The 17270-nt window shown below is 55.4% G+C and carries 14 protein-coding genes; 2 read left to right on the forward strand and 12 right to left on the reverse strand.

Features of this window, described 5'->3' with window-relative positions:
- Positions 1-11: 11 nt before the first annotated feature.
- From wzyE to trxA, 11 genes are all read right to left on the reverse strand, one after another.
- Positions 12-1364, reverse strand: coding sequence for an ECA oligosaccharide polymerase (gene wzyE / locus AC2TE5_RS22095; protein WP_484612373.1), 1353 nt, complete (start codon positions 1362-1364; stop codon positions 12-14).
- On the reverse strand, positions 1361-2440 hold the full coding sequence (locus AC2TE5_RS22100) for a TDP-N-acetylfucosamine:lipid II N-acetylfucosaminyltransferase (RefSeq protein ID WP_484612374.1): 1080 nt from the start codon (positions 2438-2440) through the stop codon (positions 1361-1363). The genes wzyE and AC2TE5_RS22100 overlap by 4 nt, the downstream gene beginning before the upstream one ends.
- Positions 2437-3687 carry a lipid III flippase WzxE gene (gene wzxE, locus AC2TE5_RS22105; RefSeq protein WP_257259615.1) on the reverse strand — a complete coding sequence of 417 codons (1251 nt, stop codon included), beginning with the start codon at positions 3685-3687 and terminating at the stop codon, positions 2437-2439. Before wzxE ends, AC2TE5_RS22100 begins: the two co-directional genes overlap by 4 nt.
- A 1-nt stretch (position 3688) precedes the next feature.
- Positions 3689-4819, reverse strand: coding sequence for a dTDP-4-amino-4,6-dideoxygalactose transaminase (gene rffA / locus AC2TE5_RS22110; protein ID WP_047646990.1), 1131 nt, complete (start codon positions 4817-4819; stop codon positions 3689-3691).
- Between the two features lie 4 nt (positions 4820-4823).
- Positions 4824-5501, reverse strand: coding sequence for a dTDP-4-amino-4,6-dideoxy-D-galactose acyltransferase (rffC, locus tag AC2TE5_RS22115; protein WP_484612375.1), 678 nt, complete (start codon positions 5499-5501; stop codon positions 4824-4826).
- Complete coding sequence (gene wecC, locus AC2TE5_RS22120; protein ID WP_484612376.1) at positions 5498-6760, reverse strand: UDP-N-acetyl-D-mannosamine dehydrogenase; 1263 nt, start codon at positions 6758-6760, stop codon at positions 5498-5500. Before wecC ends, rffC begins: the two co-directional genes overlap by 4 nt.
- Positions 6757-7887: a non-hydrolyzing UDP-N-acetylglucosamine 2-epimerase gene (gene wecB, locus AC2TE5_RS22125; RefSeq protein ID WP_121423335.1), complete on the reverse strand. Its 1131-nt coding sequence runs from the start codon at positions 7885-7887 to the stop codon at positions 6757-6759. The genes wecC and wecB overlap by 4 nt, the downstream gene beginning before the upstream one ends.
- Positions 7888-7943: 56 nt before the next feature.
- Positions 7944-8990, reverse strand: a complete 1047-nt coding sequence (gene wzzE / locus AC2TE5_RS22130; RefSeq protein WP_213330342.1) for an ECA polysaccharide chain length modulation protein — start codon at positions 8988-8990, stop codon at positions 7944-7946.
- Between the two features lie 13 nt (positions 8991-9003).
- Entirely contained in the window at positions 9004-10107 is a 1104-nt protein-coding gene (gene wecA, locus AC2TE5_RS22135; RefSeq protein ID WP_024907962.1) for a UDP-N-acetylglucosamine--undecaprenyl-phosphate N-acetylglucosaminephosphotransferase, read from the reverse strand.
- 242 nt (positions 10108-10349) lie between these two features.
- A complete protein-coding gene (rho, locus tag AC2TE5_RS22140) occupies positions 10350-11609 on the reverse strand; it encodes a transcription termination factor Rho (protein WP_001054528.1) in 1260 nt (419 codons plus the stop codon).
- Between the two features lie 345 nt (positions 11610-11954).
- Positions 11955-12284, reverse strand: a complete 330-nt coding sequence (trxA, locus tag AC2TE5_RS22145) for a thioredoxin TrxA (protein ID WP_006179218.1) — start codon at positions 12282-12284, stop codon at positions 11955-11957.
- A 144-nt stretch (positions 12285-12428) separates the two neighbouring features.
- Between trxA and rhlB the strand changes: the two genes are divergently transcribed.
- Entirely contained in the window at positions 12429-13697 is a 1269-nt protein-coding gene (gene rhlB, locus AC2TE5_RS22150; RefSeq protein WP_484612377.1) for an ATP-dependent RNA helicase RhlB, read from the forward strand.
- Between the two features lie 5 nt (positions 13698-13702).
- Positions 13703-15187, forward strand: a complete 1485-nt coding sequence (gene gppA / locus AC2TE5_RS22155) for a guanosine-5'-triphosphate,3'-diphosphate diphosphatase (RefSeq protein ID WP_484612378.1) — start codon at positions 13703-13705, stop codon at positions 15185-15187.
- A gap of 56 nt (positions 15188-15243) precedes the next feature.
- Here the strand turns inward: gppA and rep are convergent, their stop codons facing one another.
- Positions 15244-17268 carry a DNA helicase Rep gene (gene rep, locus AC2TE5_RS22160; RefSeq protein WP_032646096.1) on the reverse strand — a complete coding sequence of 675 codons (2025 nt, stop codon included), beginning with the start codon at positions 17266-17268 and terminating at the stop codon, positions 15244-15246.
- Positions 17269-17270 lie beyond the last annotated feature (2 nt).

Raw genomic sequence — 17270 nt, forward strand, 5'->3', positions numbered from 1 at the left:
ACTATCCTTACTCAGACTTGCGACAGCGTTGTGCTGCCCTGCCGCTCGCGCTTGTGCACAAGCCCTGCGCTGTCAAACAGCCAGTACAGCAGTTTGGCCAGTAACAGGCAGACGCCGAACACGACCATGAAAAACACCACGCGCGACACGAACGAGTCCAGCCCTTCGCGCGCCAGAACGATCATATTGAAAATGGCACCAAAGCAGAAACTGTGCAAAATGGCGGCTTTGTAGCGGTTGGTCTCTTCGTTGCCACGCACGTAAAGCCAGTCGAACCACTTGATAATCAGCCCCACGGCAACCGCCCCGGGGAGTATGAACCACGCCCCTCCCATCACCACCAGGGAACCAATCAGCGTTGGCGAGATTGCCAGACCGGAATGGTTATTCAGCACTTCCCAGGTAAAGTAATTTGCCGTGTTAAGCACCACGCCAGGCCGGTCCGGCCATAGCCAGGAAGGGATAAAGACGTAGAAGTCGCGAACAATCGGTGCCAGCCCCTGGAAATCAATCTTGTCGTAGTTTTGCAGCAGCAATGCCAGGTTTTCCCACGGCGAGAAGGTATCGCGCGTCAGGTAGAGGAACGTGTAAAACGCCTCATCGCCCGCCACGTTCATCCCGTAGCGCTTCAGCGCCAGCCAGAACATCCCCACAATGCCAAACACCCCTGCCGCAACCAGCATCCACAGCGAGATCCAGCCGCGGATGATGCCGATAAACAGGAAGATAGCGAAGGCGATAATAATGTTCGCGCGCGTACCGCCCACAATCATGTAGGTCAGAATGCCAAACGCGACGGTGCTGACCAGGAAGCACAGCCACGCTTTGCTGTCCTGACGCAGGAAAAAGATCACCAGCATCGCCGGAATGAAGAAGTAGAAGAAACGCTTAAGCGCCACGCCCGAGACTTCTGCCGAAAAAATCTGGCTGTAAGAGTGGAGCTTAAACAGCAGGAAGCCGTTGTGCATGAAGAAGATACCGACGCTGACCAGGGCGATGGTCATCAGCATCACCCACGTCAGGTGGGTCTCCAGCCGATTCATGGTAAAAAGCGCCCGACGCGGGGCTGCAGCCTGCGCTGAACGCAGACGCGTTTTATAGGTGACGTAGTAGACCGCATAGAAGCAGGTCGCCGCCAGAAGCGCCTGGAGCAGGATTTCCGGCGGCGCGACGCTCACGTCAAAACGGAAGACCAGAATGCTGGTGAGCGGGAAGCCGAAAAAGAAGGTCAGCAGAAACAGTAACGAGAAGAACACGTTAAAGTTGAAGCGCACCCGGCGGAACTCAAACCAGGTAAGCGTGGCGATAAACAGGGTGCTCAGAAGCCAGACAACCAGTAAGCCGCTGAATTGCAACTGACTCATGCTTTGTCTCCTGAAGCGATACGCAGCGCGCGATGCCACGGCGTGAGATAATTCGGGCTGAAAAAATCGATGCTATTTTTATCCACCAGCGTGAGCTGGCGTTGGGCTTCCCGTACCGCCTCGACATTCAGCGTGTCAGAGGTAAACAGCACCGGAATATGCTGCTCGGCCATGTCCTGCCAGAACGGGTTGTCGCGGTTGAGCACGCACGGTACACCCGCCTGAATCAGCAGACACAGCGTGCCGATTCCCTGCTGTCGGGCAAAGATGAAATAGCCAAGATCGCATTTTCTCAGCAGCGCAAGATACTCATCAAATTCCAGCTTATCGCTGAGGATGTGCAGATTTTCTGTACTAAACAGCGCAAGTCCCTGTTGGCGAACCTTATCAATATAGGCGTCGTTGTTGGCGGGATAGCCCATCGGCACCACCACGTTCACCGTGTCGCCGAACTGCTGATGCACCGCCCTGAGCGCCGCGACGTGTTCGTTACTGCGATCGCCGGAATTCCCCACCAGGATCGTTAGCTTGCCTTCACGCACCGCGTCATTCGCCATGGCGTTCAGCGCCGGATCCATGCGGGTTGGGAAATAGAGTAATTCTCCGCGCACGTTCGGGTGCTGCTTAGCAAAATAGTTGAGATCGCCACGAGTGGCAAACACGCAGCCTACGCGCCCCTGCGCCATGCGGCGCAGCGGATAGAAAAGACGGAATTTCCAGCCGCGGGAGACTTCGTAGAGATCGGCTCCCCAGATATGCCAGCTGCACTGGGAGGGTTTAATGCCCCCGCTGAGCAGCGCCAGCCACAGGCCGGTATTGAACTGCCCGTGGAAAAAGAAACGTTGCTTACGATCCGCTTTGGCTTTGGCAACAACCGCCTTCGCCAGCGCGGCCTTATCCGGCCAGAAGCGAACAGTTAGCGCCGGAAATGCTGCGCTCAGGCCCTTATCCTGACCTGCAACCATAAACTCACGCGCATCAGGATTACCCGATGCCAGCTCGTCGTTGAAGAACCGTAAAACGGTCTGGTTATGGTGTGGGATATCCGATCCCAGGATGTGAATCAGTGCAGTCATGCGCGTTTACGCCACAATAAAAATACGCCGCAACAGGCGGCGAAATAAACGATATAGGTTGCCATGTAGGCCTGAGCCGCCCCCAGTGCACCGTGCGCGGGTATCAGCCAGTGTGAAAATGCTGTCAGTAACGCAAACTGGCTAATTTCCGCCAGGATATACAGCCGCAGGGACGCTTTTGCAATCACCAGATAGCCGAAAACGTAAGCACCCACTTTCAGCACATCACCCACCAGCTGCCAGGCAAAGAGATCGCGCATGGCGGTGAACTTCGCCGAGAACAGTAGCCAGATAGCAACATCGCGCAGTAACCAGACGGTAAAGCTGGCCGCCGCGACGGCCGGCAACACAAAGCGCAGCGAACGGAAAATCTCACGGGTAATATCCTGTCTGGACGTCAGACGCGATAAGGTTGGCAGCAGGTAAACGCTAAAGGAAGCCGTAATAAACTGGAGATAGGCGTCGGAAATACTGCTTACGCCCTGCCAGATCCCCACTTCATCCCAGCTATAATGCGCCGCCAGCAGGTTTCGCATCATCACGTAGGCCACCGGCAGCGTGACGGAGGTGATGAGCGCCATCAGGGTAAATTTACCCAGCTGGCTGGCAATCATCGTGTCCCATTGAGGTTTCAGGTAGCTCAGAGGGATGACGCCCCGACGCATCAGCATAAACGCCGCTGGCACAACAACCAGCGCCGGGACCAGCGCCAGCCCCAGCAGTGCGCCTTCATAGCCGCCCAGGCGAAAGCAGAAGTAATAGGCAATCACGCCGATGACGCTGCCCAGGATTAAGGCAAGCGCGTTACCGGCAGCATCACGAAACCCTTTCATCAGCGCCAGCAGCAGGTTAGCCCAGGCAATGCCCATCTGAACCAGCGCGACCAAACGCACCAGCCCCTGGTAATGGGTGTGCCCGAACAACCCCTGGCTGATGGGCGCCGCCGCCAGCAGAAATATCATCGCCATCAGGGTCGAAAAACCCGTGACCATCGCCGAAGAGGTGCCTACCACTCTGCGCAGCTGAGCCGCATCATCGTGATACTGCGCAACGTATTTGGTCACGCCGTTGAAGATACCGGCACCGGCCAGCACCCCAAGGACGGTGACAAGCTGGCGGAAATTACCCGCCAGCCCCACGCCTGAGGGGCCAAATGAGACGGCCAGCAGCTTGACGACCAGCAGCCCGGCGCCAATTTTTACAAGCGTGGACGCGGCGGTCCACACCGATGCTTTTGCCAGAGACATATCAGCCGAAATAACTCAGAAGGGTATTAATCACCGTACGCTGGTTAACAGGCGCGAGGTTGTAGAACAGTGGCAGGCGAAGCAGACGCTCACTTTCTTTCGTGGTGTAACGATCTTCACCCGCGAACGTGCCAAACGCTTCTCCGGCCGGGCTGGAGTGCAGAGGGATATAGTGGAACACCGCCATAATCTCGGCCTCTTTCAGCCAGGCGATAAGCTCGCCGCGGTCGTCGTTATCGCGCAGCTTGATGTAGAACATATGCGCATTGTGGACGCAATCTGCCGGGATGGTCGGCAGTTCAATACGCCCGGCTTTGGCCAGAGGCTCAAGCGCATCGTAATACGTTTGCCACAGGGAAAGACGCTGAAGGTTGATACGTTCCGCCGCTTCCAGCTGCGCCCACAGGTACGCCGCCTGCAGATCCGCCATCAGATAGCTGGAGCCGATATCGCGCCAGGTGTATTTGTCTACCTGCCCCCGGAAGAACTGGCTGCGGTTGGTGCCTTTTTCGCGGATCACTTCCGCCCGCTCCACGAGGGCCCGGTCGTTAATCAGCGTCGCGCCACCTTCTCCACCCGCCGTGTAGTTTTTGGTTTCGTGGAAGCTAAAGCAGCCAATGTGGCCGATAGTGCCCAGCGCACGTCCCTTGTAGGTGGACATCACGCCCTGCGCGGCATCTTCCACCACAAACAGATTATGTTTTTTGGCGATGGCCATGATGGTGTCCATTTCACAGGCCACGCCCGCGTAGTGAACCGGCACGATCGCGCGCGTTTTGTCAGTGATCGCCGCTTCAATCAGCGTCTCATCAATGTTCATGGTATCCGGGCGGATATCCACAAAGACGATTTTCGCTCCGCGCAGCACAAAGGCGTTCGCGGTGGAAACGAAGGTATAGCTCGGCATAATCACTTCATCACCGGGCTGGATATCCAGCAGCAGTGCCGCCATTTCCAGCGATGCCGTACAGGACGGGGTCAGCAGCACTTTGGCGCTGCGAAAACGCTGTTCCATCCACTGCTGACAGCGACGGGTAAAACCGCCGTCACCACAGAGTTTGCCGCTGCCCATGGCAGACTGCATATAGTCGAGTTCAGTTCCGACAACGGGTGGTGCGTTAAATGGAATCATCTTGTCACCTGTATAACCAGTAGGCGGTGGCGTCGATGTTGGCACCACTCGCAATATAACGTTTAAGCGCGGCGGTGTTGCCCAGTTGGGTCGCAACCCGCAGCGTCACAAGCTGCTGCTGCTGCGCCCAGTGCAGCGCCGCCTGCATGAGTTTCTCACCCATGCCGCGTCCGGCTAATAAGCCAATGCGCGCCTCGCGATCGTTGAGCTTGCGCAGTGAGACGAACCCCTGGATTTGACCGTCCCCTGCACGGAAAACCAGGCAGACGTGGTCAAAGGTGCCTTTGACCGCATTCTCTATCCACTGGGCATAGAAACGCCCGCTATCGTCAGGTGCATACCAGGGCGCACGAAAGCGGCTCTGCGCAAACGCCCGGGTCGCCATCTGACGCAGCACGGGGATGTCCCGATCCTTTGCAATTTCCGCGCCGGACGCATCGTGCCGGGTGAGGGTAATGGAAAGATCAACCTCACCTTCAACCAGCTGAAAGCCATGCTGCTGGAGCGCGTCAAGCAGATCGGCACGCTCCGCAGGGATCTTCGCCTGCACCCGTTGCCAGGCGATAAAATCCGATTCAGCCAGCACCGGCGCGTCATCGCGCAGACGCACGATGGCCGACGGCAGGCCGAAAAAGGCGCTCTCCCACTGCAGGGACTCGAGCACCCCATTCAGGCTATTCAACGCCAGACACCTTTGGTATCCACAATATACTGCTGACGAACGGCATCACCGGACGTCGCTTTAAACTCTTTATGATCCACCAGCAGCACCAGCACGTCCGCCGTCGCCAGCGCATCGCCCAGCGCCGTCAGCGTGCAGTGCCCCGCCAGTTTTGCCGGTAATTCATGAATATTCGGCTCAACCACCAGCGTTTCCCCCTTGTGCCATTCGGCAATCATCTCGGCAATTTCCATCGCCGGGCTTTCACGCAGATCGTCAATATTGGGTTTAAATGCCAGACCAAAGCAGGCAATTTTCAGCTCGCTGGCGCGCTTGCCGCTCTCTGTCAGGCAATCCGCTACCGTCGCTTTAACCTGATTGAGCACCCAGTGAGGCTTGCTGTCGTTCACTTCACGCGCGGTGCGAATCAGACGCGCCTGCGCCGGATTCTGCGCCACGATAAACCACGGATCGACGGCGATACAGTGTCCGCCCACGCCCGGGCCTGGCTGGAGAATGTTTACACGCGGATGGCGATTCGCCAGGCTAATCAGCTCCCAGACGTTAATCCCCTGATCGGCGCAGATCAGCGACAGTTCGTTCGCAAAGGCGATATTGACGTCGCGGAAGCTGTTTTCCGTCAGCTTGCACATCTCGGCGGTGCGGGAGTTGGTCACCACACACTCGCCTTCCAGGAAAATCTTGTACAGCGCGCTGGCACGTTCGGAACAGACGGGCGTCATACCGCCAATGACGCGGTCGTTTTTAATCAGTTCGACCATGACCTGGCCCGGCAGGACGCGCTCCGGACAGTAGGCGATGTTGATATCTGCCTGCTCACCCGCCTGCTGCGGGAAGCTTAAATCAGGGCGCGCGTCGGCCAGCCACTGTGCCATCTGCTCGGTAGCACCGACCGGAGAGGTCGATTCCAGGATCACCAGCGCCCCTTTCTTCAGCACAGGTGCGATGGATTTTGCCGCCGCCTCGACGAACGCCATGTCGGGCTCGTGGTCGCCTTTAAACGGGGTAGGGACGGCAATCAGGTAGGCATCCGCTTCAACTGGGGTCGTGCTGGCACGCAGGAAGCCCCCCTCTACCGCCTCTTTCACCACGCGGTCAAGATCGGGTTCCACAATATGAATTTCGCCACGGTTGATGGTTTCCACCGCGCGTGCGTTGATATCCACACCGACAACCTGTTTTTGACGAGAGGCAAACGCCGCCGCGGTGGGCAAGCCAATGTAGCCAAGACCAATGACAGAGATGGTAGTAAAACTCATAGCGATACCCGATTGTGTTTAAGTGCATGCAAAATACGACCACAAGCCTGCCCGTCTCCATACGGATTGTGGGCCCGGCTCATCGCCTGATACGCTTCATCGTCGTGCAGCAGGCGCGTGACCTCTTCGACGATCAGCTGTGCGTTGGTGCCGACCAGACGCACCGTACCGGCCTTGACGGCTTCCGGACGTTCGGTCGTTTCGCGCATCACCAGCACCGGTTTGCCGAGGGATGGCGCTTCTTCCTGAATTCCGCCGGAATCGGTGAGGATCAGCCAGGCATGGTTCATCAGCCAGACAAACGGCATGTAGTCCTGCGGTTCGATCAGCAGAACGTTTTCGACGTGGCCCAGGATGCGGTTAACCGGCTCGCTGACGTTAGGGTTAAGGTGTACTGGATAGACAATTTGCACATCGTCGTTCTGCGCGGCGATTTCAGCCAGCGCATGGCAGATTTGCTCAAAACCCCGGCCAAAACTTTCGCGTCGGTGGCCAGTGACCAGAATGGTTTTTTTGCCGTTGTGAAGGAACGGATAGCGGGCAGCGAGTTCTTTCTGAAGATCGCTATTTGCCAGGACGCGGTCACGTACCCAAATTAACGCGTCAATGACCGTATTGCCGGTCACAAAGATTTTGTTATCGGCGATATTTTCACGCAGCAGGTTCTGACGGGAGTTTTCCGTTGGCGCAAAGTGGTACATCGCCAGATGACCCGTTAACGTGCGGTTGGCCTCTTCCGGCCACGGCGAATAAAGATTGCCGGTACGCAGACCCGCCTCAACATGCCCCACGGGAATTCGCTGGTAAAACGCGGCCAGGCTTGTCGCCACGGTAGTGGTGGTGTCACCGTGTACCAGCACCACGTCAGGTTTGAATGACTCCAGGATCGGCTTAAGCTCTTGCAGAATGCGACAGGTTATCTCCGTTAGCCCTTGTCCCGGCTTCATAATATTAAGGTCGTAATCCGGGACGATGGAGAAGAGCGTTAAAACCTGATCGAGCATCTCACGGTGTTGGGCCGTGACGCAGACTTTCGCTTCAATATCAGGATCGCTGGCCAGCGCATGAACCAGAGGTGCCATCTTAATGGCCTCCGGCCTGGTGCCAAATACGGTAAGTACTTTCACATCGATTCTCTTCGATTAGGCGATGAAGGCCGCAGCCTTCATCGTAGACGGCGTTCTTAGTTTTTGCGACGACGCGTTAACGCCACGCCAGCGCCCGTCAGTGCGCCTACAATCCCCCACATAATCATCAGGAATGCACGACGCGGACTATCGCGTTTTACAGGTTCTTCAGGCGTTCGCAAATAACGATAGGTCTGAAAACGCGGGTCCAGGGATGGACCGACATTAAGCGTATTGAGCATCGCGCGATTTTGATCGTAATCGAGGTCAAAATCAGGCCCAACGGCCTTCAGGTTTTCCAGACGCGCCTGCAGCATAGGGCGACCAAGAAGGAACATTTCAGAGTCAGGCAGTTCATCAGCCGGCACGTCCGTCTCAGTACGGGAAATATTGTGCTGTTCCGCAATTTTCAGCGCCTGCTCAATGTTATGCACGCGGCGACCGAAAATGGTATTCGCCACCTCTTCCTGACGTTTCACCTGCGCTTTCATCTGGATGGTACGAGCCGCCCAGGCACCTTTAAGCTCTTCGTTAAGATGGCTTGCGGCACGCTGGCTGGCAAATGCGACGTACTGACGCAACAGGTTGTTGGCATCCGGCGCGGTTTCTGCAATCAGCTTGACGCTGTCGTTGACGTTACGCAGCGCGTCGCCCGGCATGAACTGAATATTGTTAATCAGATCGTCCAGCAGGGCGGCATCGGCTTTGGTGTTATCAACCCGGCGCTGCTTGTAGTAATCCGTCTGGGACCAGAAGTCGCGGCGGGTATCCCACGAAGCCAGCTGCATCACAAACTCTTTATAGGCTTCATCCATAACGGAGGCCTGGTCTGGCGTTGCAAGACTGGCTTTGATGTCCAGGTTTCGCAGGAATTGCTGCTGGGAATAGTATCCCCCAAGCATATTAACCGTTGGCCTGTCTGTGATTGCCGTGGCGCTCCACTCTTGTTTTGCAAAGAACGTATAGGCCAGCGCTAACAGTGCAAACCCCAGCGCGATCCCCGCAATCCAAAGTTTGCCTGCCCATAACACGCGAAACAAACCCCGAATATCCAGTTCATTCTCAGTTACCACTGATTTCGCTCCCGCCAACGGTTGAGTCATCATAGTCCCGGTTTTACTTAGTTAATGTTGTATTTTTGCCACTGTTACGACGCATCCTGCGTTTAAGACGTTTAATAAATCGCGCTACTTTCCATGCGCGCTTAATGCAGTAGCCGTACAGGAAAAATGCCAGCAAGAATAATGCCAACATAACCCATTCAGGAATAATATGAGAATATTCTGCAGCTACACCAATCGCGGCCAAAATAGCGGCGGCAAGCGTAATCAGCACAAATGCCTGACGAGAAGTAAAACCCGCGCGCATAATGAGATGATGAATGTGTTGGCGGTCGGGAGAGAAAGGACTCATCCCTTTGCGCAGGCGGCGGTACATAATCGCCACCATATCCATTAATGGGATGGCAATAATCCACAGCGCTGTTACGGGACTTATCGGATGGGTTTGACCCTGTGTGGTTTCAAGCAGGATCCAGATAACCGTAAAACCAATCAGCGTACTGCCCGCATCTCCCATAAAGACTTTATAGCGGCGGCCCAGCACTCCGAGGTTTAAGAGGATATAAGGCAGAATGGCGGCAATCATGGCGAAACACCACATTGCCAGACTGTACTGGCCATCAAACCATAAAATAATGCCGATAGCGGCGAACGAGACGGATGACAACCCACCGAGCAGGCCGTCGATGCCATCCACCATGTTGAAAGCATTGATTGCCGCCCAGACGGCAAAGAGTGTCAGGAAGAAGCCAAATGGGCCCAGAACTAATTCCCAGGGGCCGAACACATAGCCGAGGCTTCGCAGATACAGTCCGCCCACAACCATCATCACCACGCCAATGCCCGCCTGAACGGTGGCGCGTATTTTCACCGCGATATCGAACCGGTCATCAAGGGCCCCGACTAACACCAGTACACCGGCACAGGCAATGTAGAGGGCGGCATGCGGGATATAATAATCGGCAATACCAAACGTGAAGCAAATCCCTGCGTAAACAGAAATCCCGCCGACTAAAGGAATAAGTCCCTGATGGCGTTTACGAAAATTAGGCTTATCCACCAACCCTATTCGTTTTGCCACCTTGCGCGCAATGAACAAAAAACAGGTTGTGAATAAAAAAATACTGATCAGTTCAGTAACGGCGGTGAATAGATTCACAATGGATTGCTCTCAACAAATGTTAGTCCCGGAAGTATAACCATGAAGCCACAGCCTCAGAAGTAATAAAGATGGCTTCTTACAACTCCCTTTGTATATTTTTCAATCAATTATTTCTTTAGCTGCACAAACGGCCCTATTGTCGCACCGACCGGTCAAAATTGGGAGTAGATGGTACTAGCGTATAGTCCAAAAATGAAAAACGCCACGTAAAAACGTGGCGTTTGCTGGCTTTATTTGCGTTACGAGCGTTTCATCATGTCGAAGAAATCGTCGTTGGTTTTGGTCATCGCCAGTTTGTTAATGAGGAACTCCATCGCGTCAATTTCACCCATTGGATGGATGATTTTGCGCAGGATCCACATTTTCTGCAGCTCTTCCTGCGTGGTGAGCAGCTCTTCTTTACGGGTACCGGAACGGTTGTAGTCGATAGCCGGGAAGACGCGTTTTTCAGCGATTTTACGAGAGAGGTGCAGTTCCATGTTGCCTGTACCTTTAAATTCTTCGTAAATCACTTCGTCCATTTTTGAACCGGTATCGATCAGCGCCGTCGCGATGATGGTCAGGCTGCCGCCCTCTTCCACGTTACGTGCAGCACCAAAGAAGCGTTTCGGACGATGCAGGGCGTTAGCATCCACACCACCGGTCAGCACTTTACCGGACGCCGGCACCACGGTGTTGTAGGCACGCGCCAGACGGGTGATGGAGTCGAGCAGGATGATCACGTCTTTCTTGTGCTCAACCAGGCGTTTCGCCTTCTCGATAACCATTTCCGCAACCTGAACGTGGCGAGAGGCTGGCTCGTCGAAGGTAGAAGCAACCACTTCACCTTTAACCAGACGCTGCATCTCGGTCACTTCTTCCGGACGTTCGTCAATCAGCAGCACCATCAGCACGCAGTCTGGGTGGTTGTAGGCGATGCTCTGCGCGATGTTCTGCAGCAGCATGGTTTTACCCGCTTTCGGCGGTGCCACAATCAGACCACGCTGGCCACGACCAATTGGTGATGCCAGATCCAGAACACGTGCGGTTAAGTCTTCGGTAGAACCGTTACCACGCTCCATGCGCAGGCGAGAGTTCGCGTGCAGCGGCGTTAAGTTCTCAAAGAGGATCTTATTACGCGAGTTTTCCGGCTTGTCGTAGTTAACTTCGTTAACTTTCAACAGCGCAAAGTAGCGTTCACCCTCTTTAGGAGGACGAATCTTACCTGAAATGGTGTCACCAGTGCGGAGGTTGAAACGGCGGATTTGGCTAGGGGATACGTAGATGTCGTCAGGGCCGGCGAGGTAGGAGCTGTCTGCAGAGCGGAGGAAACCAAATCCGTCTTGCAATATCTCCAGCACACCGTCGCCAAAGATATCTTCGCCACTCTTAGCGTGCTGCTTCAGGATGGCGAAAATGATGTCCTGCTTGCGCATACGAGCCTGGTTTTCCAGCCCCATATTTTCGCCGAGAGTGATCAGCTCAGAAACCGGCGTATTCTTTAATTCGGTAAGATTCATAATGGTGTGGGTTCTTAAACTCGGGGTGATTCTCGAACTTAATGTTGTGAATGGTATGGCAGGGTCATCCATGCCTGTTTAGCGGCCATCAACTCATGTCTGTTCGCTGTCTGGTCACAGGGAAAGAACGCAGAACTGAAACGACAAGACGGATTGAGTGACAAGCCCGGAATTTAGCCACTTCACGCACTGTTGATGTCAACAACGGGAAGTATCGGGTAAAACAAGATTCAAACAACAAGATATGTTTAAAACGAAGTCATAGCTAACTTAGCACGACTTCAGCCGGGCGTCCAGAGTTCCACATCATTTAGCCGGGAGCTCTGAACGCACAGCGGAGAAACCTTACGCCAGGTTAGCGTCCAGGAACTCTTTCAGTTGACCTTTGGACAGCGCGCCCACTTTGGTCGCCGCCACTTCGCCGTTTTTGAACAGCAGCAGGGTCGGAATGCCACGGATACCGTATTTTGGTGCGGTGCCCGGGTTCTGGTCGATGTTCAGCTTGGCAACGGTCAGTTTGCCCTGATATTCGTCGGCGATCTCATCCAGAATCGGGGCGATCATTTTGCAAGGACCACACCATTCAGCCCAGAAATCGACGAGGATCAGCCCGTCAGCCTTAAGTACGTCCGTGTCAAAACTGTCGTCAGTCAGGTGAATAATTTTATCGCTCATATATAACTCCACAGGAATAAGCCTGGTACGTTGGTTTTGTCTCCACCAACGACGTGTTGATGTCGCATTAACCAACTAAAGGTTGACTTTATTTCACCGGATACGCTTTCGTAAAGCAATAGTAAGCTGATATTCTACCACACTATGAGCAAAACACATTTAACAGAACAGAAGTTTTCCGACTTCGCGCTGCACCCGCAGGTGATTGAAGCCCTTGAAAATAAAGGGTTTCATAACTGCACGCCCATTCAGGCCCTCGCGCTGCCGCTGACGCTGGCCGGTCGCGATGTTGCCGGGCAGGCGCAAACCGGTACCGGCAAAACGATGGCGTTTTTAACGTCAACGTTTCATTATTTACTTTCTCACCCAGCGATTGCAGACCGCAAAGTTAACCAGCCGCGCGCGCTAATTATGGCCCCGACGCGAGAACTGGCGGTACAGATCCACGCAGACGCTGAACCCCTGGCGCAGTCTACCGGCCTGAAGCTTGGCCTGGCCTATGGCGGCGACGGCTACGATAAACAGCTGAAAGTGCTGGAAAGCGGTGTGGATATCCTGATCGGTACCACCGGCCGTCTTATCGACTACGCTAAACAGAATCACATCAACCTCGGCGCAATCCAGGTTGTGGTGCTCGATGAAGCTGACCGCATGTACGATCTGGGCTTCATTAAAGATATCCGCTGGCTGTTCCGCCGTATGCCTCCGGCCAATCAGCGTCTGAATATGCTGTTCTCTGCAACCCTCTCATACCGCGTTCGCGAACTGGCGTTCGAACAGATGAACAACGCCGAATATGTAGAAGTGGAACCTGAGCAGAAAACGGGTCACCGCATTAAAGAAGAGCTCTTCTATCCTTCCAATGAAGAGAAAATGCGTCTGCTGCAAACGCTGATCGAAGAAGAGTGGCCAGATCGCGCCATTATCTTCGCGAACACCAAACACCGTTGTGAAGACATCTGGGGCCATCTGGCTGCAGACGGTCACCGTGTTGGCCTGCTGACCGGCGACGTGGCGCAGAAAAAACGCCTGCGTATTCTTGAAGAATTTACCCGTGGCGATCTCGATATTCTGGTCGCAACCGACGTTGCTGCTCGTGGTCTGCACATTCCGGCCGTGACGCACGTCTTTAACTACGATCTGCCAGACGACTGCGAAGACTACGTACACCGTATCGGTCGTACCGGTCGTGCGGGCGCAAGCGGTCACTCGATTAGCCTTGCGTGTGAAGAGTATGCGCTGAATCTTCCAGCCATTGAGACTTATATCGGTCACTCTATTCCGCAGAGCAAATACAATCCGGAAGCGCTGTTAAGCGAACTGCCGCCGCCTAAGCGTCTAACCCGCCCGCGCTCCGGCAATGGTCCGCGTCGTTCAGGCGGCGCACCGCGTAATCGTCGTCGTTCAGGTTAAAAAATATGCTCAGCTCCACCTCGCTTTATGCGGCAATTGATCTCGGTTCGAATAGTTTTCATATGCTGGTTGTGCGCGAGGTGGCGGGAAGCATACAAACGCTGATGCGCATCAAGCGCAAGGTCCGCCTCGCGGCGGGCCTGAGCAGTGACAATCACCTCTCACCTGAAGCCATGGAACGTGGCTGGCAGTGTCTGCGACTCTTTGCCGAGCGTCTGCAGGATATCCCGCATGCCCAAATCACCGTGGTCGCCACTGCGACACTCCGCCTGGCGGTTAACGCCGTGGATTTTATTGCCAGAGCGCAGGAAATTCTCGGTTGTCCGGTTCAGGTTATCAGCGGTGAAGAAGAAGCTCGCCTGATTTATCAGGGTGTTGCACACACCACGGGGGGTGACGACCGTCGCCTGGTAGTGGATATTGGCGGTGCCAGTACCGAGCTTGTGACCGGCACCGGCGCGCAGGCAACGTCGCTGTTCAGCCTGTCGATGGGCTGCGTGACCTGGCTTGAGCGCTACTTTACCGATCGAAACCTGGGTAAAGAGAACTTCGACGAGGCAGAAAACGCCGCGCGCGAAGTGTTACGCCCGGTGATGGACGAGCTGCGCTATCACGGCTGGAAAGTCTGCGTGGGTGCCTCGGGTACCGTGCAGGCTCTGCAGGAAATCATGATGGCGCAGGGAATGGACGAGCGGATTACGCTTGCCAAACTTCAGCAGCTGAAACAGCGCGCTATTCAGTGCGGACGCCTGGAAGAGCTGGAAATTGAAGGCCTGACGCTGGAACGCGCGCTGGTCTTCCCGAGCGGGCTGGCCATTCTTATCGCCATTTTCACCGAGTTGAACATCCAGTGTATGACCCTGGCCGGTGGCGCGCTGCGCGAAGGTCTGGTCTACGGGATGTTGCATCTGTCGGTCGATCAGGATATCCGCAGCCGTACCCTGCGCAACGTGCAGCGTCGTTTTCTGGTTGATATCGATCAGGCAGGACGCGTATCGCAGCTGGCGTCACGCTTCGCCGATCGGGTCGCTAACGTCTGGGATCTTGATCATCTGAGCCGGGATTTATTGCTGAGCGCCTGCGCGCTCCATGAAGTGGGGCTGAGCATTGATTTTAAGCAGGCACCGGCTCACGCAGCGTATCTGGTCCGCAACCTTGATTTACCGGGCTATACACCCGCGCAGAAAAAATTGCTGGCAACGCTGCTGCTGAACCAGACCAATGCCGTCGATCTCTCCTCTTTGCATCAGCAAAACGCCGTACCGCCGCGCGTGGCCGAGCATATGTGCCGCCTGCTGCGTCTGGCGATCCTGTTTGCCAGCCGCCGCCGCGATGATTTGCTGCCCGCCATTAATCTGGTGGCCGATGACGAGAAGCTTTCGCTGACGCTGCCGGAGAACTGGATTGATCGTCACCCGTTAGGGGCCGAGATGATCGAGCAGGAGTGCCAGTGGCAGAGCTATGTGCACTGGGTGTTGGAAGTAAAATAAGAGAGTGAAAAATGCCGGGTGGCGCTGCGCTTACCCGGCCTACAAGCCCTTCGGACTTATCCTTTCTCTTTGGCTTTTGCCAGCATGGCGCGGATGTTTGCCACGTTAGCCTGCCCCTTGTGCATCCGCTCTTCTGCGGTAATCACTTTACGCTCCTGTTCCCAGATAACGTCATCCTGCGGCAGTTCCAGCAGGAAACGACTCGGCTCCGGGCGTACCAGTTCACCATACTGGCGGCGCTCTTTACACAGCGTGAACGTCAGCTCTTTCTGCGCACGGGTGATCCCCACGTAGGCCAGGCGGCGCTCCTCGTCGACGTTGTCTTCATCAATGCTGCTCTGGTGCGGCAACAATCCCTCTTCCATGCCGACCAGATACACATACGGGAACTCCAGCCCTTTGGACGCATGCAGCGTCATCAGCTGAACCTGATCGGCCTCTTCTTCGCTCTCGCCGCGCTCCATCATGTCGCGCAGGGTAAAGCGGGTGACCACCTGCGTCAGGGTCATCGGCTCGTCGATTTCAGAGCCCTCCAGCATTTCGGTCATCCAGCTGAAGAGCTGGTTAACGTTTTTCATGCGCATCTCAGCCGCTTTCGGGCTGGCTGAGGTTTCATAAAGCCAGGACTCATAGTCGATGCCGTGAATGAGATCGCGCACTGCCGCCACCGGCTCGCGCTCCGCGAGACGCTGCACTTCGCCGAGCCAGTGGGTGAAGCGGGTTAACGAGTCATACCCGCGTCCGGTTAACGTCTGGCTCAGCCCCATGTCGAAGCTGGCGGTAAACATACTTTTGTTGCGGGTCATCGCCCACTCGCCGAGCTTTTGCAGCGTCGCCGGGCCAATCTCGCGCTTTGGCGTATTCACGATGCGCAGAAACGCGCTGTCGTCATCCGGGTTAGTGAGCACGCGCAGATAGGCCAGCAGATCTTTGATTTCTGGTCGTGAGAAGAACGACGTGCCGCCCGAGATTTTGTACGGAATGCGGTTCTGCATCAGCATCTTTTCAAAGACGCGCGACTGGTGATTGCCGCGATAGAGGATCGCGTAATCCTTATATTCGGTTTTGTTGACGAAGTGGTGAGCGATGAGCTCGCCCGTCACGCGCTCCGCCTCATGATCCTCATTGTTGGCGCTGAGCACTTTCAGCTCCGTGCCGTAGCCCAGTTCGGAGAAGAGACGCTTCTCAAATACGTGCGGGTTATTGGCAATCAGGATGTTTGCTGCCTTCAGGATACGCCCGGAGGAGCGGTAGTTCTGCTCCAGCTTAATCACCTGCAGGGCGGGGAAATCTTTGCTCAGCAGCACCAGGTTTTGCGGGCGAGCACCGCGCCAGGAGTAAATCGACTGGTCGTCGTCGCCTACCACGGTGAAACGCGCGCGCTGCCCCACCAGCAGCTTCACCAACTCGTACTGGCTGGTGTTGGTGTCCTGATATTCATCCACCAGCAGGTAGCGGATTTTATTCTGCCAGCGCTCGCGCACTTCTTCATTGCGCTGCAGCAGCAGCGTGGGCAGCAGGATCAGGTCGTCAAAGTCCAGCACGTTACACGCTTTCATATGCGCATCGTACAGACCGTAGCAGTGGGCGAAGATCCGATCCCGTTCGCCTTTGGCGATCGCTGCGGCCTGGGCCGGCGTCATCAGATCGTTTTTCCAGTTCGAGATCGTCGAGATCAGCTGCTGCAACAGCACTTTATCATCTTCGATCAGCCCCTCGGTGAGCTCTTTGAGCAGCGCCACCTGATCGGTATCATCAAAGAGCGAGAAGTTGGACTTCATTCCCAGCGCCGCATACTCGCGTTTGATGATATCCAGCCCCAGCGTGTGGAAGGTGGAGATCATCAGGCCGCGCGCCTCTTTACGGCCCAGCGTCTGACCGACACGCTCTTTCATCTCGCGCGCCGCTTTATTGGTAAAAGTGACCGCCGCAATGTGTCGCGCCTGATACCCGCAGTTGTGGATCAGATGGGCGATTTTGTTGGTGATCACGCGGGTTTTACCCGAACCGGCCCCTGCCAGCACCAGGCATGGTCCAGTAACGAATTCGACCGCTTGTTGTTGTCCAGGGTTTAAACGCATGG

Source organism: Enterobacter sp. N5-15, from assembly GCF_057221635.1.

Coding starts and splice junctions, on each gene's coding strand:
- wzyE (WP_484612373.1), bottom strand. CDS start 1,364: ATGAGTCAGTTGCAATTCAGCGGCTTACTGGTTGTCTGGCTTCTGAGC.
- AC2TE5_RS22100 (WP_484612374.1), bottom strand. CDS start 2,440: ATGACTGCACTGATTCACATCCTGGGATCGGATATCCCACACCATAAC.
- wzxE (WP_257259615.1), bottom strand. CDS start 3,687: ATGTCTCTGGCAAAAGCATCGGTGTGGACCGCCGCGTCCACGCTTGTA.
- rffA (WP_047646990.1), bottom strand. CDS start 4,819: ATGATTCCATTTAACGCACCACCCGTTGTCGGAACTGAACTCGACTAT.
- wecC (WP_484612376.1), bottom strand. CDS start 6,760: ATGAGTTTTACTACCATCTCTGTCATTGGTCTTGGCTACATTGGCTTG.
- wzzE (WP_213330342.1), bottom strand. CDS start 8,990: ATGACTCAACCGTTGGCGGGAGCGAAATCAGTGGTAACTGAGAATGAA.
- rho (WP_001054528.1), bottom strand. CDS start 11,609: ATGAATCTTACCGAATTAAAGAATACGCCGGTTTCTGAGCTGATCACT.
- trxA (WP_006179218.1), bottom strand. CDS start 12,284: ATGAGCGATAAAATTATTCACCTGACTGACGACAGTTTTGACACGGAC.
- rhlB (WP_484612377.1), top strand. CDS start 12,429: ATGAGCAAAACACATTTAACAGAACAGAAGTTTTCCGACTTCGCGCTG.
- gppA (WP_484612378.1), top strand. CDS start 13,703: ATGCTCAGCTCCACCTCGCTTTATGCGGCAATTGATCTCGGTTCGAAT.
- rep (WP_032646096.1), bottom strand. CDS start 17,268: ATGCGTTTAAACCCTGGACAACAACAAGCGGTCGAATTCGTTACTGGA.